At 37.0% G+C, this 21161-nt stretch carries 25 protein-coding genes and 2 pseudogenes; 1 reads left to right on the top strand and 26 read right to left on the bottom strand.

Annotation, left to right across the window (positions count from 1 at the left end):
* Window positions 1-9: 9 nt before the first annotated feature.
* The 26 genes and pseudogenes from flhB to F3D3_RS22020 all read right to left on the bottom strand — a co-directional run.
* Window positions 10-1101, bottom strand: coding sequence for a flagellar biosynthesis protein FlhB (gene flhB / locus F3D3_RS21895; RefSeq protein WP_069876574.1), 1092 nt, complete (start codon window positions 1099-1101; stop codon window positions 10-12).
* A gap of 20 nt (window positions 1102-1121) precedes the next feature.
* The gene (gene fliR, locus F3D3_RS21900; protein ID WP_069876575.1) at window positions 1122-1880 is read right to left on the bottom strand and encodes a flagellar biosynthetic protein FliR; all 759 of its coding nucleotides are present in this window, start codon (window positions 1878-1880) and stop codon (window positions 1122-1124) included.
* A gap of 11 nt (window positions 1881-1891) precedes the next feature.
* A complete protein-coding gene (gene fliQ / locus F3D3_RS21905) occupies window positions 1892-2161 on the bottom strand; it encodes a flagellar biosynthesis protein FliQ (protein ID WP_069876576.1) in 270 nt (89 codons plus the stop codon).
* A 9-nt stretch (window positions 2162-2170) separates the two neighbouring features.
* On the bottom strand, window positions 2171-2965 hold the full coding sequence (gene fliP / locus F3D3_RS21910; RefSeq protein ID WP_084389239.1) for a flagellar type III secretion system pore protein FliP: 795 nt from the start codon (window positions 2963-2965) through the stop codon (window positions 2171-2173).
* Complete coding sequence (locus F3D3_RS25280; protein ID WP_374700098.1) at window positions 2952-3362, bottom strand: flagellar biosynthetic protein FliO; 411 nt, start codon at window positions 3360-3362, stop codon at window positions 2952-2954. The genes fliP and F3D3_RS25280 overlap by 14 nt, the downstream gene beginning before the upstream one ends.
* Window positions 3363-3725: a response regulator gene (locus F3D3_RS21920; RefSeq protein WP_069876578.1), complete on the bottom strand. Its 363-nt coding sequence runs from the start codon at window positions 3723-3725 to the stop codon at window positions 3363-3365.
* 19 nt (window positions 3726-3744) lie between these two features.
* Window positions 3745-4860, bottom strand: coding sequence for a flagellar motor switch phosphatase FliY (fliY, locus tag F3D3_RS21925; RefSeq protein ID WP_069876579.1), 1116 nt, complete (start codon window positions 4858-4860; stop codon window positions 3745-3747).
* Window positions 4853-5860 (bottom strand): flagellar motor switch protein FliM, encoded by a 1008-nt coding sequence (fliM, locus tag F3D3_RS21930; protein WP_069876580.1) that lies wholly within the window; start codon window positions 5858-5860, stop codon window positions 4853-4855. Before fliM ends, fliY begins: the two co-directional genes overlap by 8 nt.
* A 98-nt stretch (window positions 5861-5958) precedes the next feature.
* The gene (gene fliL / locus F3D3_RS21935) at window positions 5959-6381 is read right to left on the bottom strand and encodes a flagellar basal body-associated protein FliL (protein ID WP_069876581.1); all 423 of its coding nucleotides are present in this window, start codon (window positions 6379-6381) and stop codon (window positions 5959-5961) included.
* A 2-nt stretch (window positions 6382-6383) separates the two neighbouring features.
* On the bottom strand, window positions 6384-7145 hold the full coding sequence (locus F3D3_RS21940) for a flagellar motor protein MotB (protein ID WP_069876582.1): 762 nt from the start codon (window positions 7143-7145) through the stop codon (window positions 6384-6386).
* Entirely contained in the window at window positions 7138-7995 is an 858-nt protein-coding gene (locus F3D3_RS21945; protein ID WP_306455964.1) for a motility protein A, read from the bottom strand. Before F3D3_RS21945 ends, F3D3_RS21940 begins: the two co-directional genes overlap by 8 nt.
* A gap of 192 nt (window positions 7996-8187) precedes the next feature.
* Window positions 8188-8370 (bottom strand): flagellar FlbD family protein, encoded by a 183-nt coding sequence (locus F3D3_RS21950; protein WP_069876584.1) that lies wholly within the window; start codon window positions 8368-8370, stop codon window positions 8188-8190.
* Between the two features lie 82 nt (window positions 8371-8452).
* Window positions 8453-9862, bottom strand: coding sequence for a flagellar hook protein FlgE (locus F3D3_RS21955; protein ID WP_069876585.1), 1410 nt, complete (start codon window positions 9860-9862; stop codon window positions 8453-8455).
* Window positions 9863-9938: 76 nt separating this feature from the next.
* Window positions 9939-10346: a TIGR02530 family flagellar biosynthesis protein gene (locus F3D3_RS21960; protein ID WP_242877187.1), complete on the bottom strand. Its 408-nt coding sequence runs from the start codon at window positions 10344-10346 to the stop codon at window positions 9939-9941.
* Between the two features lie 16 nt (window positions 10347-10362).
* Entirely contained in the window at window positions 10363-10854 is a 492-nt protein-coding gene (locus F3D3_RS21965) for a flagellar hook assembly protein FlgD (RefSeq protein ID WP_069876586.1), read from the bottom strand.
* Between the two features lie 11 nt (window positions 10855-10865).
* Complete coding sequence (locus F3D3_RS21970) at window positions 10866-12452, bottom strand: flagellar hook-length control protein FliK (RefSeq protein ID WP_069876587.1); 1587 nt, start codon at window positions 12450-12452, stop codon at window positions 10866-10868.
* Window positions 12453-12461: 9 nt separating this feature from the next.
* Window positions 12462-13637 (bottom strand): hypothetical protein, encoded by a 1176-nt coding sequence (locus F3D3_RS21975; RefSeq protein ID WP_175438457.1) that lies wholly within the window; start codon window positions 13635-13637, stop codon window positions 12462-12464.
* 98 nt (window positions 13638-13735) lie between these two features.
* Entirely contained in the window at window positions 13736-14185 is a 450-nt protein-coding gene (fliJ, locus tag F3D3_RS21980) for a flagellar export protein FliJ (protein ID WP_069876589.1), read from the bottom strand.
* Between the two features lie 18 nt (window positions 14186-14203).
* A complete protein-coding gene (gene fliI, locus F3D3_RS21985; RefSeq protein WP_175438458.1) occupies window positions 14204-15511 on the bottom strand; it encodes a flagellar protein export ATPase FliI in 1308 nt (435 codons plus the stop codon).
* Window positions 15512-15520: 9 nt separating this feature from the next.
* Window positions 15521-16312 carry a FliH/SctL family protein gene (locus tag F3D3_RS21990; protein ID WP_069876591.1) on the bottom strand — a complete coding sequence of 264 codons (792 nt, stop codon included), beginning with the start codon at window positions 16310-16312 and terminating at the stop codon, window positions 15521-15523.
* Entirely contained in the window at window positions 16305-17318 is a 1014-nt protein-coding gene (gene fliG, locus F3D3_RS21995; RefSeq protein ID WP_069876592.1) for a flagellar motor switch protein FliG, read from the bottom strand. The genes F3D3_RS21990 and fliG overlap by 8 nt, the downstream gene beginning before the upstream one ends.
* Before the next feature lie 8 nt (window positions 17319-17326).
* Window positions 17327-18883, bottom strand: coding sequence for a flagellar basal-body MS-ring/collar protein FliF (gene fliF / locus F3D3_RS22000; protein WP_069876593.1), 1557 nt, complete (start codon window positions 18881-18883; stop codon window positions 17327-17329).
* Window positions 18884-18919: 36 nt separating this feature from the next.
* Window positions 18920-19222 (bottom strand): flagellar hook-basal body complex protein FliE, encoded by a 303-nt coding sequence (fliE, locus tag F3D3_RS22005; RefSeq protein WP_069876594.1) that lies wholly within the window; start codon window positions 19220-19222, stop codon window positions 18920-18922.
* A gap of 13 nt (window positions 19223-19235) precedes the next feature.
* A complete protein-coding gene (gene flgC / locus F3D3_RS22010; RefSeq protein WP_069876595.1) occupies window positions 19236-19676 on the bottom strand; it encodes a flagellar basal body rod protein FlgC in 441 nt (146 codons plus the stop codon).
* Window positions 19677-19723: 47 nt separating this feature from the next.
* Window positions 19724-20122, bottom strand: coding sequence for a flagellar basal body rod protein FlgB (flgB, locus tag F3D3_RS22015; RefSeq protein WP_069876596.1), 399 nt, complete (start codon window positions 20120-20122; stop codon window positions 19724-19726).
* A 377-nt stretch (window positions 20123-20499) separates the two neighbouring features.
* Window positions 20500-20697, bottom strand: a pseudogene (locus F3D3_RS22020) (GTP-sensing pleiotropic transcriptional regulator CodY); the annotation flags it as partial.
* Window positions 20698-20937: 240 nt separating this feature from the next.
* Between F3D3_RS22020 and F3D3_RS22025 the strand changes: the two are divergent.
* Window positions 20938-21161 (top strand): annotated as a pseudogene (locus F3D3_RS22025) (hypothetical protein); the annotation flags it as partial.

The following is a 21161-nucleotide window of genomic DNA, read 5'->3' on the forward strand; positions in this document are numbered from 1 at the left end:
ATAGGCCTCCTAAAATTTTTTCTCTTGCTTTAAATTATATACGTATGCTAAGACCTCTGCAACCGCTTCATACAACTCTGCTGGAATAAATTCACCAATTTCAACGGTTTTATACAAAGTTTGAGCTAAAGGTTTATTTTCTACGATTGGGATATTATGCTCGCCAGCAATCTTTTTTATATTTTGAGCGATTAAATCCTGTCCTTTTGCAAGCAATAAGGGTGCGGCGCCCACCGATTGGTCGTATTTTAGCGCCACTGCAAAGTGAGTAGGATTCGTTATGATCACGTCAGCTTTAGGCACTTCTTGCATCATTCGACTCATTGCTATTGCCCTTTGCTTCTGTTTAATCTTCGCTTTTAACTGCGGATCGCCTTCACTTTGCTTATACTCATCTTTAATTTCCTGTTTAGACATCATCAGATCTTTATTGTTTTTCCATTTTTGATAAGCAAAATCAAATATAGCAATTACAAACAAAAAAAGAGCGCATCTGATAACAAGTCCATAGGTGATGTTCCACATGATTAAGACGGTTTGTCTCGGATGTAATTCGAGTACTAAAATGAGTTCTTTTAAATGTTGTCTGACATATGAGATGGCAACATATAGGAGTAAACCCGATTTGGTAACGGATTTGACAAGCTCAACAAGCGATTTTGTTGAAAACATATTTTTTAACCCTTTTAGCGGATTAATTTTACTTAATTTAGGTTGTATCGGTTCAAGCGTAAATAGAAACCCAACTTGAGCATAATTCAAAAGAAGTCCGACGATCAATGCAACCCCTAACAAAGGTAAAGTCAGCTTCAGTATAAACAAGAGCGTCTCATTAAAATAGTTTTTAATATTACCATTTGAAAAGAAAGCTTCTGGGGATTCCATATAAGCAGCCGTCATATAGAAAAAGCCAAATAATTGATCCACCATATAACTGCCGTATTGAGATAACATAAAAAAAACAGCTAGAAGTCCCACGGACGCAGGTAAATCTTTCGATTTTGCGACCTGTCCTTTTTGTCTAGCATCTCTTATTTTTTTGGAGGTAGGTTGTTCCGTCTTTTCTTCTGAGAATAATTGCAAATCAAATTTTAAAAGCATATAAACCTCATGATCCTACACTAAAACAAATTAAAGAATCTCACGATATACTGGAAACCATTTCCTAAGATACCCGCAAATATTTCATACAAGTAAGGCATAAGTATAATGAACAACAGAAATCCAAAAAAGATCTTAAAGGGCATCCCTAATATAAAGACATTCATTCCTGGCATTGCTTTAGATAATAACCCCAGTATAATATTTGCAATAAGAACTGTGATCACAAATGGGGCTGCTATTTGAAACCCTAATACAAATGACTCTTCAATAATATCCAATAATATATCAAAAGAAGGCACTGAAAAAAACAGCGTTCCGAGCTTGATTTTTTCAAAAGAAACCACAAGTGCCGTAATGAGCTCATGGTGAAAATTCAATTGTAGAAATATTAACATTGCAAAAATATAAAAAAGGTTGGAAGTGATTGCAATTTGGGACTCATCTAGTGGATTGATAACACTGACCATTGCAAATCCCAAGTCCCTATCAATTAAATCCCCAGCAAAATAGATGAATCCCATATAAACGGTCAATATAAGCCCCATGAAAACGCCAATAAAGAGTTCGTTTATGACGAGAAAGATCAGTTGATACAAACTGGATAAATCATAAATGATATTAGAATCCACAAGGGGCCATAATATAAGAGACATAAAAAGAATAAAACCTATTTTAACTTGAACGGGATAATTGCGGCTTCCAAATATAGGTGCTGTAAAAATCATGCCTGCAATTCTCACAAAGATCAATAAGATATCAAAAAAAGGAATTGACATTACGAACTCCTCTAGTAAATGATTAAATCGATTAAACCAAAAACATCATTCGTAAATTGAACAAGTGAATTGATCATCCACGAACCCGTTAAAATCATGATCACAAAAACCACTACAATTTTAGGGACAAAGGCAAGTGTCGCCTCTTGAATTTGCGTTGTCGCCTGAAAAATAGCGATGATCAGTCCAATCAGTAGGCCGCCAAGTAACATAGGTGCTGATAAAAAAAGAATGATTTTTATGGTTTCCGAAAATAAATCAATAACCATTTCTTCCGTCACTTACAACACCTACCTCACACTTAAGATTATCTTTTCAATAATAAGATGCCAACCATCCACCATAATAAATAGAAGAATTTTTATGGGTAGAGAGATCATAACAGGCGGAAGCATCATCATCCCCAGCGCCATTAAAGTCGACGCAACAATCATATCTACCACAATGAAGGGAATAAAAATAAGAAATCCAATTTCAAAAGAAAGTTTCAACTCGCTAATAATAAAAGCAGGAATCAACGCCGTCATAGGGATATCTTCATTTGTTGTAACATTATCCACATCTGCAATATCCAAAAAAAGCGCCAAATCTTTAGTTCTCACTTGACGTAGCATAAACGCTTTAAAAGGTTCTTTTGCTACATTGACAGCTTCTTCTAAAGTTATAGTGCCTTCTTGCATAGGAAGATATGCATTTTCATAAACATCAGTAAAAACAGGCGACATGATATAAAAAGTTAAAAACAATGCAAGTCCCACCAAAATTTGATTTGGAGGTGTTGATTGTAATGACAACGCTCGCCTTATAAAGCCTAAAATAATAATGACTCTTGTAAAACAAGTCATCATCATCAAAATTGAAGGTGCTAACGAAAGCACTGTAAGCATTAACAAAATCTGAATGCTATTTGCAACTTGAACATCACCATTTTCACTAGATATGGATACATTTATATCCGGTATGCCTATATTTGTTTCTCCAAAGGATAAAAACTGGGGAAATAGGACAAACAATATTAAAAATACCAAAACTAATAATTTTAGCTTAAAATCAACTTTGCTTAACTTACCCTTACTGACCGTCATTTTTTTTATCCTTCTTAACTAAAAATCGCTCCAAATGTTCTGAAAATTTATGATTTAAAATCTGCTCTTCTTTTATAAAGCTTTCTACTTTTAGATCATCTCGCTTATCCATAAGGTACATACCATTTTTATCAATTCCAATAAAATAAAAAATATTCTCTAGCTCCACTAAAAGCAAAAACTTATCATTTGAAAGGGCTACACGTTCTAACACCTTAACTTTACGGTCTTTCAAAGAGATATAATTCTTTTTAGTTATAAACTTAGAGAATATCCATAAAAAATATATTAAGATTGATATCACGATAAAATACTTCACTGCAAACCAGAAATTATCTGTCTCGTAACTTTTTAAAAGAATGGCAGAATAGGTAAATTTGCCAAACAAATAAATCACCTATCCTAACACTTTTTTGACTGCTTCAATAACACGATCTGCCTGAAACGGTTTGACGATAAAGTCTCTTGCGCCTGCTTGAATGGATTCAATAACCATAGCTTGTTGGCCCATCGCAGAACACATAACAACCTTAGCATTTGGATCAAAAGCCTTAATCTCTTTAACGGCTTGAATGCCATCAACTTCTGGCATCGTAATATCCATGATCACGAGCTCAGGTTTTAATTCTTTATATTTTTCAATAGCTTTTTGACCATTCTCTGCCTCACCAACAACATCATAACCGTTTTTCGTTAAGACATCCTTGATCATCATCCTCATAAATGCTGCATCGTCAACAACTAATATTGTATTAGCCATAGCGTTTCCTCCTTAATAATTATTCATTGACCCTTCTAGGAATAATAATATCCGTTATCCTAATGCCGTAATTTTCATCCACGACAACAACTTCACCCTTGGCAATTTTCTTACCATTGGCTAGAACATCCAAAGGTTCCCCTACAAGTCGATCTAGTTCAATAACCGTTCCTACTCCGAAATCAAGAATTTCATTGATTTTTTTACCAGTTCTTCCAAGCTCCACGGTGATTTCAAGTGGAACATCCCTAATAAGTTCTATATCATTATTATAATACATTTGAGCAGAATTGCCATCAAAATTTTCGAATTGCAACGGAATCGCATTGACTTTCTCGTTTGAAAGGTTTGATTTTCTGTCATCTTCTTCATAATAATATTGAGGTTTTGGTGCTTCTTGTTTTGGCGAAACCTTTTCTTCTTCCAATTTTGGAACAGGTTTACTTGCTGCAGCTGGCTCTGGCTCTGGTTTCCCTTTGACAATTGTCGCAACCATTTGTTTTGCAACTTCAATCGGTAAGACCTGCATAATTTCTGAATCGATCAAATCACCAACAGTCATTCTAAAAGCGATTTTAACCACTTGATCTGTCTTTGATACCCCAAATTGAGTATAATCTAACTCAGAAATCTTGTCATGATAAGCTTCTGGGGGAGAAATATCAATTTTTTGACCAAGCATTTCCGAGAGAGATGTGGAGGAAGAGCCAATCATTTGATTCATCGCTTCACTAATCGCACTTAAATGCAGATCATTTAATTCATTGGAGATGTTAGTACCATCTCCACCCATCATTAAATCTGTTATAATTTTAACATCTTTTTCATGTAAAATCAAAAAGTTTACGCCTTCAATACCCACTTTATAAGTAATATTTATGAGAACAGATGGACTTATGAATTCTTCAGCAAGTTCTTCCATAGTTGTTTCGGATACTTTAGGTGTCGTAATGGTTACTTTTTTGTTTAACAAGGTAAAGAGAGTTGTTGCGGCTGTTCCCATGCTTATATTGCCGATTTCACCAATTGCATCAATTTCTGCATCCGTTAATTTGGCCACTGTTGTGTTATTAGATGTACTATCACCACCGCCTAATAAAGCATCAATCTCTTCTTGCGAAAGCATATCAGTCATCGATTTCATCTCCTTCCGTAACAACGTCTGTAATCATTACAGCCACATTTTTTTTCTTAATACCTGGTTTACCACGAAACTTTAATTTATCTTCTACATAAATTTCAAGTGGATCATCCACTTTTTTATTGAGCAGAATAATATCTCCTTTTTGAAGGTTTAAAAGTTCAGAGACGGTTATATTGGATCCTCCAACGATACTTTTCATGCTGATAACGGATTTGCCAATACCTGTCTCAAGTGCTTCTCGCTCTTCATCAGTGACTTCTTTTTTATTACTTGTTGCAAACCATAATCTTGAACTTAAACTTGGCAATATAGGCTCTATGACAAAATGCGGGATACAAATATTGACCATGCCTTCTGAATCTCCAATATGAATATTAAAAGTGACCAATGCAATGGATTCAGCGGGAGACACAATTTGAGCAAATTGTGAATTCGTCTCTATGTTTTCAAGTTTTGGTCTAAGTTCAACGATATTGCCCCAAGGTTCTTTTAGTAAATTGATGAATTTAATCAAAATATTTCTGAGCAATGTCATCTCAATTTCTGTTAAAGACCTATTCTCCTTATTCGTTGAAGGTGATTTCCCAGTACCGCCCAAAACACGTTCTATCATTGAATAAGCAATATCAGAAGAGACATCAATAATAATTTGCCCACTAAAAGGTGCAAAATCTATAATACCTAAAATTGCAGGATTAGATATGGAATTGCTAAACTCTGTGTAAATCAAACTTTGCACAGAGATGACGTCCACCTCAATATAGGTTCTTAAATAACCAGACAAAAAGTTGTTGAGGAGTCTAGAAAAATTTTCATGAATAATTTCCAGAGTTCTAAGCTGATCCTTCGCAAACTTATCTGGACGTGAAAAGTCATATTTTCTAACTTTCTTTTCCTTTTTCTCTTCCTCAATATCTTTTACATCTACTTCTCCTGTACTCAGCGCAGACAGTAACTCATCTATCTCATTTTGCGATAAAACATCAGACATATCCCCCACCTCCTTTTCCTATCAAATTTACAATCAAAACTCATCTTAATATAAAAAATACACTCTCATTACAATTATCGGCATATCTTATAAATATTTTAGCCCTGTACGATAAAAGGTTGAATATAGACATCTGTAATGGTTTCTTCGTCTGATTCTAAAACTTCAATGACCATTTCCTTAATGCGATCTCTTATTCTCTGTTTCCCGTTGGGTTTATCAATATCCTCAGAAGACGTAGCTCTCATAATTTCATCAATATTATTGACAATTTTAGTCTTATTTTTATCAAGTAAAGCTAAAACATCTGCATTGGTGTATTCAATCGTGACTTTGTACTTAATAATTTTGTTACTGTCTACATCTGATAGATTCGAGTAACCCTCATCCAATTTATACTCTAAATAGACAATTTCTGGTTCTGTATCGGATTTATTTAAAACAAACACAACCAAGACGACCCCAATTATTGACACGAGTAGAACTGCAACTGCGATTATAATCAAAATTTTCTTATTCATTTCTACTGTCCTCCTTGACTCTCTTCATTTTGATTCGTGTTCACTGTCTTAACGACAACGATATCGACACGTCTGTTCGCCGCTCTGCCTTCCGAACTGTCATTGGTGGCGATGGGATGATATTCACCATAGCCTGAAGCAGAAAGTCTCACGGGAACCATACTCGCATTTTCAATAAAAAATTTGACCACATTTGTCGCTCTATTTGCTGAAAGCTCCCAGTTAGTCGGGTAAATGGCAGTCTTAATCGGCACATTATCCGTATGACCTTCTACCCTAATTTGTTCATTTACAAACTCCTCAGAATTAAGTAAATTTCCAAGAAAAGTTAAAATGTCATGGGATTCTCTTTTTACAACTGCGCTTCCTGAGTCAAAGAGCACATTGTCTTTGAATCTAATGATCAATCCATAATCTTCTAGCTGAACATCTACTTCAGCTTGCATCTGGTTGTCACTGATATATTGCTCGACTTTTTCTTTAAGCGCTTCTAATTTGTTTTGTTCGATCACCTGTGCACTTGAAGTTTGACTTTCAGGCATAGCATCAAAGATCATAGGGGCTTCAGATAAACTTTTGCCACCTTCTAAAACACCCGCCGATCCTTGAAAAGAAATCATAACCGCTTCAAATTTTTGAGCATCTATAGATGAAAATGCAAATAGCAATACGAAAAAGCACATGAGCAGTGTAACCATATCACCATAAGTGTTCATCCATTCTGGCGCACCTTGCTTACACTCTGGACATTTATCCTTAGCCATTATCTGAATTCGCCTCCTGAGTTCCTACCGTTTTTCTAACAGATGGTGGTAAAAACACTTTTAGTTTTTCTTCAATAATTCTAGGGTTTTCTCCTGCTTGAATGGATAAGAGACCTTCAATCATAACGTTTCTGATCAATATTTCTTCATTAGATTTAAGGGAGAGTTTACTTGCCATCGGAATAAAGATCAAGTTGGCAAACAACGATCCATAGAAGGTTGTGAGTAAGGCAACGGCCATGGCAGGTCCAATAGAGGAAGGATCCGACAAGTTTTGAAGCATGGCCACGAGACCAATCAGCGTGCCTACCATACCAAAAGCAGGACAAAGCGAACCCATAACTTCAAGTTGTGATCTATTCTTCGCATGGCGTTCCGCTAAATTATCAATTTCTGTTTCTAATATGTTTTTAACAAGTTCAGGATCAGTCCCATCCACGATGAGCATAACGCCTTTCTGCAAAAAATCATCCTTAATTTCAGCCACTGCCTCTTCGAGTGCTAACAAGCCTTCTCTTCTTGCAACATTGGCAAGTTCAATGATTTTAGTGATAATCTGGTCAATATCAAACTCACTATTTTTAATCGTTTTGCTAAATACCTTGCCAATATTCACAACTTCCTTCATCGGAAAAGCAACGAGCCATCCAGCGACCATGCCCCCTACAACGATTACAAGTGAAGGTGCATCAATATAATTTTTCAGCTCACTATTGCCTAATATACCCCATCCCACCAATGCAAAACCAAGAACTATCCCAATTATTGTTGTAATATCCAAATTGTACACCTCTTCTTTAAAATATAACGCATTTAAATTGCTAAATTTGATTTTAATCTCTCGAATCAAAGCGTATACTCAGTCCGCTTCGCTCCCTTCGTAATCCTTGCAATCCTATCGGATTGCATCCAGCGGGAGTTTGGACTCCCACTGGATCGGCATATGACCCCCACTTTAAGAAGCGGGGGTCATCTCCTCAAGGGTTATATTATCTATTTTATAATAAACATTCATACTTAGCAATTCAAATGATCACACCACTTATTTATTAATTTTTTGATTATACTCAACAATCTGATCAATAATAGCTTCTACTCTGTCTTTTAATATAATTTTCTTGCCCGTGGTCAGCGTCATCATCGTATCTGGCGTCTCTTCAATAAATTCTATTAAATTTGAATTTATGTAAATAACATCCCCATTTAGTTTAGTCACTTTTATCATTATACCCCTCCATGTCCCAACCCACTCACTGTAAAACACTAAAACTACCCGTAGCATCTGGATTGCTACGGGTAGCTAATAACTATCTTTTTAGATTTACAAGTTCTTGCAGAATTTCATCACTGGTTGTAATGACTCTGGAGTTCGCTTGAAACCCTCTCTGAGTCGTGATCATATCTGTAAACTGAGCCGCTAAGTCGACATTACTCATTTCAAGTGCGCCAGGTGTTAAATCACCAAAACTGCCCGATGAAGGGTTGCCGTACTTGGCAGTTCCAGAGTTTGGCGTTTCTTGGAACAAGTTGCCACCGAGCTTCATTAAACCGCCTGGATTATCAAATGCAGCTAATCCAATCGTTTGAAGCACTTTTTGTTCACCGTTTGTATAGATGCCGACAACTTCACCTTTCGCGGATATGTTAAAAGAGTAAATTTTTCCCGCTGCATTTCCTTCCAGCTGAACGGATTTAGCATCAGAAACTTGACTGTTTTGAGTCGCAATTCTGTCCTTAGTCACATCGCCACCGGCAAAGAACATGGAGCGATCAATTGGCAAAGTAATATCTGAAGCACCTGGCACTTTTATGCCTAAAGATACAGCATATTTTGCATCATCATTAGGAAGAGCCGTCGGCAATACACCAAAAGCAGTTTGTATCAAGTCGACAATCTCACCTCTTTCATTAAACATTGCATAGACATCTTGCGTTGCAGCAGGAGGAGTGCCGGTAAGCTCAGGTATTATCTGCTTTCCAGTAGAATCAGTAATGGTCATCTTTCTATACGTGTAATTATGAGGCGCCGCCGTTACAACGCCATTTACAACGTTAAGAGGATCGTTTGCTGGATCATTAGTACTAGGATTCGTGCCTAAAGTTATAGCACCCGTTGTTGGAATTGGCAATCCTGGAAAATCAATCTTTAACGTATGAACATCGCCCAAAGAGTCGTAGACATCCACAGTGGTATTATAACCAGCTTCAGTGGTGCTAATATTGCCGTTGATGAGTATATTCGTACTCATTGACGCATTCTTTGAATCCGACATATTCACTTGAATCGGTTTAAATTCATTGTCAAGGACTCTAAGCCCATCAGAAGTTACCAAATAGCCTTGCTCATCCATTTGGAAATTGCCAGCTCTTGTATAAAACTTGTTTTGAGCAGTGGCGTCGTTTGTAACCATGAAAAAGCCTTCGCCATCTATCATTATGTCCGTCGCAACATCCGTTCTTTGGATGGACCCTTTTGTATGATTTACGGCAACTGAAGCAACGTTAGCCCCAAGTCCAACTTGCATTGGATTTGTCCCGCCTCTACTTGTCGTTGATGAACTCGCCCCCTTTAAGGTCTGCGAATACATTTCCGAAAAAGAAACGCTTGAAGCTTTGTATCCCACGGTGTTGACATTTGCTATATTATTACCTATTACATCCATTTTTAACTGGTGTGACTTAAGGGACGACACACCAGAAAACATTGATCTCATCATAACGAATAACCTCCTATATGAGCAGGTATCCTCTTCTATCATTCAGAGGATGAAAGCTTCCTAAAAAGGTCCAGCTTTATATGATTACTGCTCCATCTATATTTGTAAAAACACTGTCTCTTAATTGATCATCAACGGCTGCAGTGATGATGGTCTTGTTCTGAACGCTCGCTATAAATACCTTGTTGTCCATCATGATCAACGCTTCTTTGACCCCTTTTTGTCCAGCCTTATCAATAGCTGTATTAATTCTATTGATCTCTTGGTCCGTAAGGTTTATGTTTCTAGAATTCAGCCGATCGATGGCATGTTTTGAAAACTTAACGTCTTCATTTGATTTGATTTTATTGAGAACCTCATTGAAACTCGGTCCTTCAGGTATACTCTTGTTTTGTGTGTTTTGAACATTTTTTGAAGGTTCAACGCCATTGATTTGGGTTCTCTTCAAAATATAATCATTGTTCATGCCTTTAAAATTATTCACAGTAACACCTTCTCAATTATTTTCCCAAGCTGGCAAGCAAGTCTGCGCTTGTTGAGTTATCGGTTGTGCCGAAATAACTCGAGAGCGCTTTGTTTAATTTGATCAATTCATTGACCATGGATTCATTTTGTTCAATAATTTTAGTTTGAGCCGTTTTCACTTCCTCCGAACTGCCTGTACCCTTTGTATTCATAGTTTCTATTGCAGCTGTCAACTTCACCAATTGCTCCGCCATTGTCGTACTAATGGAAATATTCGTTTCCATCGCTTCACTGATATTGGTCAGCTGTTCCACTGAAGTAAACTGAGCCATTTGAGCGATCGTTTGGCTGTTGTCCATGGGCTCTAGCGGATCTTGGTTTTGAAGCTGAGTCATCATCAGTTTTAGAAATGAATCTTTATCCAGCGTTTGAGTTGCAAGTCTTTTGGTATTATCCTCATTATCACTGATCTTGTTCAATTTTTCGTATTGACCGGATGTAATTACACCACTAATTGGAAATGCCATTTTTCCACCTCCTATGCAAAATAGTTAATCGTAGAGGTTTCGTATAGATCCTCTTGATAATTGGAGTGTTCTAAAATCAATTCTTTCAAATCATCCACTTCATCAAGCGCTATCCCTCTTTTGGATTTGTTGCCCTTATTAAATGCAAATTGTTGTTCTTGTTCTTTCTTTCCCGAATCAACAGACACATTGATCTGATTCAAGTGATATCCTTTTTGAGAAAGTGAATGCTTCAAGTCATCAAGATTAGATTCAACAGTTGCTTTCACCATTTCATTTTCAACATTTATTTCAGCAAGTACAACGCCTTTATGAATTGATATTTTAAGCTCCACACTGCCAAGCTGTTCTGGATTTAATTTCACCAACATATGAGAGCCATTATCATCCAATTTTACATTTGCTTTAACAGCATCCATAATCTGACCGAATATATTGGATCTTAATGCAGATGAAACGTTATTTTGAGTCCCATTTGTAATTGAACTCGGTTGTTTTAGTGTGATTTGATCTAATATAGAATTTGATTCTGAATCACTTTTTGTAACCACTAAATCGCCCTCTTTTGAAACGGATACTAAGGTTTCCGATTTTCCAGATTCATCTTTTGCCGTGTGCTCTTCTGAACTCTTAGGATTACTTGTATCCACCATCTTGACGGGTTCAACTGTCTCTACCGATTCCGCTTTAACCGTTGTATCTGTTTGGACTCTAGGCTGTACAGACTCTTTCACCATTGCTGTTTTCACTTCAGCTTCAGGCATATCACCCTCTGATTGATCCATCAATGCCTTGATTTTATCAAGCAATACAGGCGTTTCTGCTTTAAACGCTTGACTCGATTGAGTCTCGTTGGCAACTGTTTTTTCATTTGGCAATGGATCCGATTGTTTTAACAAAGTTTCTATTTTATCAAGTACTTCCTTAAAACTTTTGACTTCACCTGCATTACTTTCAATTTTCTGATTTTGTAAAGGTTCCATTAAGGTTTTAAGTTGATTTGATAATTGATCAACAAGTGTTTTATCAGGACCATTATTTGTATCCAATGATGAAGCAATTTCAAGTTGACTTAAAGTGGTGCAAATTTCTTGAAGTAGACTCACATCAATGCTTTCAGAATTTACAAGTTGTTGCAAATCCGTTAAATTTAAATCTAGCAACAGCATCAACTGATTTAATTCTTCTTCAGATACTTTTATTTTTTTTTCTAATGCCTCTTTGATAGAGTGTTCGTCATCCGAAACAACCGCTTTACTTTCAGTTGGCTCCGTTTCCACTGCTTTGACATTAGGTTCTTTTTGAACTGTATCCGTTTTCTGATCTGGAACATCACTTGTCGTTTTTTTAGGTTCATCAACGGATTCACTTTTTTTAGAATACGGATTGGTTGTCGCTGGTTTTACTTTTGTTTGTTTCACCTCATTTGTCTGCTTCTCATTGTACAAAGTTGCATCTTTTCGAACTGAAACGTTATTTTGATACTGCTTACCCATGATCTCACTAAAGGGTGTGGTCTTAATTGATTTACTTGCTTGGCCAGTTTGTTTAAATACATTGAGAATCGACATATTATTTTGCAATTCTCGTGTGTACATAGTCACCTCCTAATTTTGTGGTAGTGCTAGCTTGCGTGTTAATTCAGATGATAAAGTCTTATCAAGCAATGATAAAATTTCTGCTTTCTTGGTTTCTGGAAAACTTTTTAAAATTTCAAGCATCAAGGTCTCATCGCTGATAGAAATCATATCACCATTGTCTAATTCATAAATTTTTGAGGGAGACGCATTAAGCATCATATTCTTTATGATGTCTGCAACCTTATCCGTTCCCATCTTTGAATAGACTTTAACCAACTCACCAACATTATCGTCAAATTCTCTATAAATCTTTAATGATTTTAAGACATCTGATGTAATATTATCCACATTTTCTTTGAGCAATTCATTTTCTTTCATTTTGCCTATCACTTGAAACACAAAAGTATCATTTTGAGATTTCGCAAGCACCTCTCCAGCCTTCATGGGACCCATATTTTTATAGATGATCGCAAGTTCATCCACTGTATACGCCGTTGTATCTCCTATGGTATTAATCAGTGTATCTGGATTTTCAGATTTATAAACACCTGCTATTTGAGTAAGTTCTGTCTCACTTCTCGTGATTTCGTTGTGTTTTTGCTTGATACTAAAATTTTTATCTTCACTTAAAAAAGAAAAAATCTTGTTTCTCTCAATTTCATCTAATTGATAGAGCATTTTTTCTGCAGCGCCATCGTCCATACTATCGAAAATTTGAGCGGCATCTTTATAGCCATTGATGGATGCCGCTATAACCTTCTGTATTTCTGCGATTGCCGATGACACTGGCAAAGACGCAATGTAATCCGCCTTGGTCTTTATATCGGCTGTTTTTTCGTCTTCAATTTTTTGAACGGTTGCAATCACAGCATCTGTACTCAACGACTGCCCTCTTATTGCCTCAAGAATGTTCTTGGTTCTATTTGGATTTATTCGAATCATATCTTTAACCACTTCATCATACGCTTTGGAATCTTCGCCTTTGAGGACCAACATTTTATCCACTGCACGATCCTCAGTAATCGACAACATATAATCTGAAATAATTCTTATTTTCTCCATCTCTTCTGACTGCGTTGGAAAATTTTCGAAATAACGCCCCATAGGACCAGGTACTTGTGACATAACACCATTTGCACTCAATTTAAAGTCCTTATTAAAATAATAGAGTGTTCCCACTGCAAAGACTGGTGTAATGAACAATATGAGCAAGACAATTAGGCAACCCAGTTTATTTTTGGTTTTTTTTGATTCGCCAACTTTACTTTCAACTATCGTTTGGACCGGTTGCTTTACGGGCACTATTCATCACCATCTTTCTTGTTGTTTTTATAATTTACAATTTCCTCAATAACTTTTGCATCGGCTATATTAAAGGCTTCAATATAGTTCTGAAAATCGTTTTCTTTGAGCTTTTCCATGACTTTACGTTCTTTCATGGCTTCAATCAGAATAGCTTTTGCATGCTCTATTTCAGCTTCAGCCTGACGAAGTGCATGCTTCAGATCCTGTATGTGTTTTCTATAATATTTTTTACCTTGATCAATTTCACGATAATCCATTCGGCGACCGTTAATCAGTCCTTCTTGAACCCAACCGGAATAGGTCTCTAGGTCTTCTTTAAGCCTTTCCATCTTATCTAAGATAGCTTGTCTCTTTTGAACGCGTCTTGCCAAATCATTTTTAAGCTTTTCTTCTTGATCAAGGCGCATTTTCAAAACGCTCTCATATCTAAACTTAAATTTTTTCATTTAATAACCCTAAGCCCTTTATTGAACAAGATCCTTCATCGCCTGAACGACTTCATTGAAATCCGTTTTTTCATTGGTTTTCTGCTTTAAAAATCCATTAAAGTCATCAATTTTACTTATGGCTAAATCAATATGCGGATTGCTCCCCTTTGCATAAGCCCCGATACTAATAAGATCTTCTGAACCTTTGTAAACTGCCAAAATTTCTTTAAACTTCATCGCCGCTAGGAGATGTTCTTCATCTATTATATTGGGCATAACCCTGCTGGCACTTTGTAAAATATCGATCGCAGGATAATGCCCTAATGAGGCCAAATTTCTCGTCAATATAATATGACCATCCAAAATGCCTCTTGCCGCATCTGAAATAGGTTCATTAAAATCATCGCCGTCAACCAGCACTGTATAAAGGCCCGTTATGGACCCGATAGATGAATTACCTGCTCTTTCAAGCAATTTAGGCAGTACAGCAAAGACTGAAGGGGTATACCCTCTTGTAACTGGCGGTTCACCTATTGCAAGTCCGATTTCCCTTTGGGCCATCGAAAACCGTGTCACAGAATCCATCATCAATACAACATTTTTGCCTTGATCTCTAAAATATTCTGCGATGGAAGTGGCAATCAGCGCTGCTTTCACCCTTACAAGAGCAGGTTTATCTGAAGTCGCAACCACGACCACAGACCGTTTAAGCCCCTCCTCACCCAAGTCGTTTTCTATAAATTCCCGAACTTCTCTCCCCCGCTCTCCAACGAGAGCGATCACATTGACATCTGCTTTTGTATACTTTGCTATCATCCCAAGCAAAGTACTTTTACCCACACCAGACCCCGCAAAAATACCGATACGCTGACCTCGTCCGCACGTGAGCAAAGCATCTATCGCCCTTATGCCAAGCGGCATAGAATCTTCAATTTTATCACGCTCTAGTGGATTTGGCGGGTTGTTATTGGCTGGATATTTATAAGTTGCTTTAGGTTTATAGCGTCCATCAATGGGGTTTCCAAGTCCATCGAGGATTCTGCCGAGCAGATCATCAGAAACATCTACTTGCAAGTCGTGACCTGTTGAAATTACCTTGCTCCCTGGTCCAATGCCCGCCATATCTCCAAGCGGCATCAAAAGGACTCGATCATCTTTAAATCCAACGACCTCGCCCTTTAAAGGGACGCCTGATTTAATTGGATATATTTCACAAACTTCTCCAATTTCAACAGCTGGTCCTATCGATTCAATCATCAAGCCTATGATTTTTGCAACTCTTCCACTATATTTAAGCAACGCATTATCCATTAGAGCATTTTTATACTTCGTTAAATCTATCATGATTTTGCCCTACTCACTTTTCAAAAGATCTTCATAAATCTTCTGTATCTGCTCAAATTGAGTCCAAATGCTACTATCAATACTCCCAGAATCCGTATCAATAATACAACTTCCATTTCTAAGCGATGAATCCTGCTTAATTTCAATATCATCTACTTTTTCAGTCATAGCAACAATCATAGGTTTTATACTCAACACATGGCTATAATCTTCGCTCGAAACTCGAAGTGTCAAATTCTCTGTTTTATTCACACGCTTAATCGCTTCTCCAATGAGCGCTTCTACCAGATGAACATCCTCTTCAACTTTTTGATTCAATATCTTTGAAAGCGTTTCGAGTATGATATCGATGATTTCTGCTTCTGTTTCTTTCATTAAGGTTTCTTTGGCGCTCAACCACTCATTTTTGAGGGCAAGTGCCTCTTCAATTACCGCCTTAGAGGCTTCACTACTGGCATTCATTGCAGCTTCATAACCCTCTTCATAGCCCTTATTTCGAGCTTGTTCCATGATGCCCTTTGCTTGGTCATATGCATCAGAAACAATATTATCACTACTCTGCTGAGCAATTTTCAACTTTTCTGCTGCCTCAAAATCGGCTTCATTTAAAATAGATTCGGCTTCTCTTCGCGCTTCCTCAATGATTCGATCTGTTGTCACCGCGTGATCACTCTCAACGAGATCAGCCAACTTCATTTCCTTTTCTGTCTCATTAACATCAACAGCTTTTTCAATTTTTGCGGAAAGCACAAAGGCCTTATCGTCTAATATAACTCTTGAGGACTTAAAAACTTTAGACAATCAGCTCATCTCCTCCGCCTCTAGCGATAATAATTTCATTTGCTTCTTCAAGTTTTCTGATGATATTGACAATTTTTTGTTGTGCTTCTTCAACATCTCTTAAACGCACTGGTCCCATAAAGTCCATGTCTTCTCTGAGCATTTCAGCCATACGTTTGGACATGTTTGCAAAGATAATTTCCTTAACTTCATCCGTTGCACCTTTAAGCGCAACAGCAAGTTCACTATTATCCACTTCACGAATAAACCTTTGAATACCAACACTATCCAGATTGATGATATCTTCAAATACAAACATTTTCTTGCGAATTTCTTCCACGAGCTCAGCATTTTGAATTTCAAGCGTCTCAAGAATATATTTTTCTGTGCCTCGATCGACAGAGGTAAGGATATCCACAATACACTGTATCCCGCCTGTTGCGGAATAATCTTGAGTGACCATAGATGAAAGTTTTCTTTCGAGCACAAGTTCAACTTCTTTTATAATTTCAGGTGATGTACTTTCCATGGTGGCAATTCTTTGAGCGACATCCGCTTGTTTTTCTTGCGGCAACGCAGAGAGTACCTGAGCTGCTTGGTTGGCATTTAAATAGGACAGTATAAGTGCCAAGGTTTGTGGATGTTCATTTTGTATAAAGTTAAGCAGTTGATTCGCATCCGTTTTTCTAACAAAGTCAAAAGGTTTGACTTGTAGCGATGAAGTAAGCTTGTTGATAATTTCAAGCGCTTTTTGCGAACCCATGGCCTTTTCGAGTACTTCTTTGGCATAGTTGATCCCGCCTTCTGAAATAAACTCTTGCGCTAAACACACTTGATAAAACTCTTCGAGCACTTGTTCTCTTTCTTCAGGTGTGATCTTGCTCACATTCGCGATTTCAAGTGTCAATTCTTCAATTTCATCATCATGCATATGACCGAACAGCGTCGCTGACCGTTCGGGACCAAGTGCAATTAGGAGTATCGCAGCTTTAGTTTTTCCTGCCATTTTTCCTTTTTTGGTTGCCATGCTGCCTCCTAATCTTCATTTAACCAAGCTCTAAGTAGAGCTGTGGCCGCTTCTGGATTGGTGTCCACAAATTTTTCAATATGATATTTTGGACTGCCTTTGTCTTCAGCCTCAGATCCAATTTCTTCAAGTTGTGTTTTGACCTGTTGTTCTTTAAGTCTTTCAGCTTCTTCAGCTGCGGCCTTCTTAGCACGATTTCTTCTCATTATAATAACAGCAGCAACTATTGCGGCCAAAGTGACCAACAAAATGAGCACAAGCGCCCAAAGTGGCACTCCAAATATAAGACCCGTTGTATCCGTCCCGGTATAAACATCATAATTCGCCATAGGGTCCGGGAACTCTCGAACAACAATCCGAATATTCTCTTTTCCAGTCCCTGCGGACATGGCGATCAAATCAATCAGTTCATTATAGTGATCATCCGTCATAGCACCATCTACAAGCGCTTTAGAATTGATAACCACTCCTATTGACATATCACTGACTGTTCCTTGTGCTTTTATAATCTCTCTATAAATTTCATTGAGTTCATAATTTAGTGTGTCGCTTGCCTTTTGGTAAGACGAACCATTGTCTGTTGATTCCACTGCAGAGGTAACCGTCCCGCCATTGGTATCTGTTCCAGGAGCCCCTACAGCACCTGCACCATTTACAACGTTTTCTGTAATCTTTGTGGCACTTCTGAGCATTCCATTGACCTCGCCATCTATTGGTGGGCTGAAAACTCTCTGTGTTTCTGTTTGCTGATTAAAATCGAGTACAACATGAGGTTGAACCTCAACATTTCCCATACCATAAAGTTTTTCAAGAAATACAGTTAAATCCTTTTGAAATTGATACTGAGTCTTAACTTGAAGTTCAAATTGACTGTTCGCTGAAAAGGATTCATTGTTTTCAGGATTATTGAGTTGAACACCCGTGCTATCGATTACCGTAACATTTTCTGGTGTAAGGTCCTTCACAGAACTCACCATCAAATTGACGATACCGTTTACTTGAGCTTCATCAAGGGCATAACCCTTTTTTAGAGTCAATACCGCAGAAGCCTTGGACATCACTTTGTCTGCCATAAAATAATTGCTGTCCTTTGGTATTTGTAAAATTATAGTAGCGTTTTCAACAGCAGTTATCGTTTCAATAGATTGCTCCACAGCTGCTGCTGTGGCTTGAATATACATCTGTTCTCTCGTCTGCGAAGTCATTGTGATGGATTCGCTACTAAACACATCTGACCAACTAAAATTGCCCGCTTGTGCTTGAACTGCAAGTTCCATTCTCGCCTTAGAAACATTGCTCTTAGACACAAGAATGACTGAGGCATCATTTTCATCTTTCCAAGGAATCCCCAGTTCATCTAATTTAGCTGTTATAGCTTGTGCATCTACAGGTGTCACACCACGAGCAATTTCAACGTATTCAGTTCTCGTCAATGTCAATATCAAAAAAGTAACCACTAGAACAGCTAATGAAATACCTGATATCAACAAAATTCTTCTGTTCCGATTTAAACCCGAATAGAAAGTGGTAATCCTCTCGCGGATTTTATTTAGTAAATCTCCCATTAATGCACCCCATAAAGTGATAATCTATCTTTTTTTTTACAATTGTAGCCTCATAATTTCGTTATATGCAGAAAGCACTTTATTTGTCACTTCAACCGCTAAATTAATGGTCAAGTCCGCTTTCATACTTGCTATGGTTACATCATGGATGTTATCCACCTCTCCCAAAGCAAAAAGCGTATCCATTTTCTCTGAATTTAATTGGTAGTCACTTACTTTTTGCAAATTTTCCACCAATAAATCTTGAAAATTAATACCTTTATCATGAATCGCATTATTGACATCTATTAATTTTTGATCTTTTTGTATGATAGAATTATTGAGTGGTGATATGTTCATCTATAGACCTCCTCTATTTACCGATTTCCAATGCTTTCATTGCCATACTTTTCGTATTCCCTATAGAGGTTATATTCGCTTCATAGGCTCTTGATGCCGATATCATATTGATCATTTCATTTACAACTTCCACATTAGGCAAACTTACAAACCCATCAGCATCGGCATCGGGATGGTTTGGGTTGTATTCTTTTTTAAAGGGAGATTGATCTTCAGCAATTCCAGCAATTTCAACACCCTTGCTCGTTGCAAATTGACCATTTGCCTTCCCAAGCGCCTCTGCAAACGCATCTGGCTGTTGTTCTCTAAAAATGGCAATTTTTCTTCTATAAGGCGTCCCGCTGGTCGTTCTCGTGGTATTTGCATTCGCTATATTTTCAGATATCAAATCCATTCTTAGGCGCTCAGCAGTAAGTCCGCTTGCGCTTACGTTTATAGAATTAAAAAAACTCATAAAATACACCTCTCTTGATCTTTCTACTCAATCAACATATCGCATCCCTATTTATTAATCCTAAGAGCCGACTTCAATCGGTTGTACTGCCCATTGATCTCTGTAACCAGTGAATTGTAATAAATCGTATTCTTTGCAAGTTCAGCATTTTCAACATCAACATCGACATTATTGCCATCAACTCTGTAACTTGTATCATTCACTTTTTCAGAAGTAATTGTCCCCGAATTATAAGGGTCTATATGACGCGCATCTGTTTTCGTCATAGGCACACCTGTATTCAAATTCATTTCACTCCTCAAAACATCTTCAAAGTTAACAGTTTCCTTTTTATAGCCTGGTGTATTAACATTTGCAAGATTGCTTGCAATGGCACTATTTTTCATCCATGAACCATCAAGTGCTTTGTTAATCAAATTAAAATAATTAAATGAACTTTTAAACATGCCTACACCCCTTTACAGTTTTATAAGATATCTATCGGTTAGAATTTGAAAATTGATTAATTTTCAAAGCATATATCTCATTCTACTACATGTACATCTATAGTTTTTATTTTAACCCATATATTGTAGAAAATAAAGCGTTTTTAAGAGATTGGTACCTATATTCATATTTTTTAGGACTTATTTCTTATATAATAATTGTGATTTAAAAATTTATACTTTAACAAATTTCATTCTTTGATAATAAATAGGACGAGAGTGATCTTCATAACTTATAAAAAAGTTTTGAGGATCACTCTCGTCCCATTCGTTTATTAAAGGGTAGTGCCTTTGCACGCCCAAAGATTTTTAAATAGGTTTAACACATGCTTGAATTGCTAATTTTTAAGTTTTTGAAGCTCTACTAAAAGACAGTCATTTAAAACCTTAATATAAGTCCCCTTCATGCCCAATGATCGGGTTTCAATTACGCCAGCACTTTCAAACTTTCTGAGCGCATTGACAATTACCGATCTGGTAATGCCAGCCTTATCCGCAATTTTACTTGCAACTAATAGACCCTCCTCAGAATTTAATAGCCTCTCGGAATAACCCAAGCGTGTTTTTTCAAGGCTTTAAATAAACACGTATATTTTCATCCTCCACTTTTCAGTAGGAGGTTTTTTCTTTTTTTGCTTTTGAAAATGGAAATTATTCAATGAAATAATTTGATGTTTTTAAAACTTTTTTCATCAAAACACTTGACATTTGAAATTGCGCCTAACAATGAATTTGAAAGGGTTTTTACCTTTAATTCAATGCTTAGGAGGCCATTTATGAAACCAGAAACCATCTCTCATGAAGCTTACCAAAACTTTCTTTTAGAACAGCTTAATATGCATTACAGTAACGGTATTTTAGTCCTCGTTAACAAAGATTGGGCTTTAATTCTAAAATTATGGCTCACTGATCTTTCTTATGTTTCAACTTTGCTTTATAGTTCTTATTCTCCTAAAGGACCTAAACCAAGAGATCCCTGTCTCTTATACACATCTGACGC

This window comes from Fusibacter sp. 3D3 (assembly GCF_001748365.1).
Taxonomy (GTDB): domain Bacteria; phylum Bacillota; class Clostridia; order Peptostreptococcales; family Acidaminobacteraceae; genus Fusibacter_A.

What these genes read in the sequence shown, in the direction of transcription:
- flhB (WP_069876574.1), bottom strand. Translation starts at nt 1,101, where the DNA reads ATGCTTTTAAAATTTGATTTGCAATTATTCTCAGAAGAAAAGACGGAA.
- fliR (WP_069876575.1), bottom strand. Translation starts at nt 1,880, where the DNA reads ATGTCAATTCCTTTTTTTGATATCTTATTGATCTTTGTGAGAATTGCA.
- fliP (WP_084389239.1), bottom strand. Translation starts at nt 2,965, where the DNA reads ATGACGGTCAGTAAGGGTAAGTTAAGCAAAGTTGATTTTAAGCTAAAA.
- F3D3_RS21920 (WP_069876578.1), bottom strand. Translation starts at nt 3,725, where the DNA reads ATGGCTAATACAATATTAGTTGTTGACGATGCAGCATTTATGAGGATG.
- fliY (WP_069876579.1), bottom strand. Translation starts at nt 4,860, where the DNA reads ATGACTGATATGCTTTCGCAAGAAGAGATTGATGCTTTATTAGGCGGT.
- fliM (WP_069876580.1), bottom strand. Translation starts at nt 5,860, where the DNA reads ATGTCTGATGTTTTATCGCAAAATGAGATAGATGAGTTACTGTCTGCG.
- fliL (WP_069876581.1), bottom strand. Translation starts at nt 6,381, where the DNA reads ATGAATAAGAAAATTTTGATTATAATCGCAGTTGCAGTTCTACTCGTG.
- F3D3_RS21940 (WP_069876582.1), bottom strand. Translation starts at nt 7,145, where the DNA reads ATGGCTAAGGATAAATGTCCAGAGTGTAAGCAAGGTGCGCCAGAATGG.
- F3D3_RS21950 (WP_069876584.1), bottom strand. Translation starts at nt 8,370, where the DNA reads ATGATAAAAGTGACTAAACTAAATGGGGATGTTATTTACATAAATTCA.
- F3D3_RS21955 (WP_069876585.1), bottom strand. Translation starts at nt 9,862, where the DNA reads ATGATGAGATCAATGTTTTCTGGTGTGTCGTCCCTTAAGTCACACCAG.
- F3D3_RS21965 (WP_069876586.1), bottom strand. Translation starts at nt 10,854, where the DNA reads ATGGCATTTCCAATTAGTGGTGTAATTACATCCGGTCAATACGAAAAA.
- F3D3_RS21970 (WP_069876587.1), bottom strand. Translation starts at nt 12,452, where the DNA reads ATGTACACACGAGAATTGCAAAATAATATGTCGATTCTCAATGTATTT.
- fliJ (WP_069876589.1), bottom strand. Translation starts at nt 14,185, where the DNA reads ATGAAAAAATTTAAGTTTAGATATGAGAGCGTTTTGAAAATGCGCCTT.
- fliI (WP_175438458.1), bottom strand. Translation starts at nt 15,511, where the DNA reads ATGATAGATTTAACGAAGTATAAAAATGCTCTAATGGATAATGCGTTG.
- fliG (WP_069876592.1), bottom strand. Translation starts at nt 17,318, where the DNA reads ATGGCAACCAAAAAAGGAAAAATGGCAGGAAAAACTAAAGCTGCGATA.
- fliF (WP_069876593.1), bottom strand. Translation starts at nt 18,883, where the DNA reads ATGGGAGATTTACTAAATAAAATCCGCGAGAGGATTACCACTTTCTAT.
- fliE (WP_069876594.1), bottom strand. Translation starts at nt 19,222, where the DNA reads ATGAACATATCACCACTCAATAATTCTATCATACAAAAAGATCAAAAA.
- flgC (WP_069876595.1), bottom strand. Translation starts at nt 19,676, where the DNA reads ATGAGTTTTTTTAATTCTATAAACGTAAGCGCAAGCGGACTTACTGCT.
- flgB (WP_069876596.1), bottom strand. Translation starts at nt 20,122, where the DNA reads ATGTTTAAAAGTTCATTTAATTATTTTAATTTGATTAACAAAGCACTT.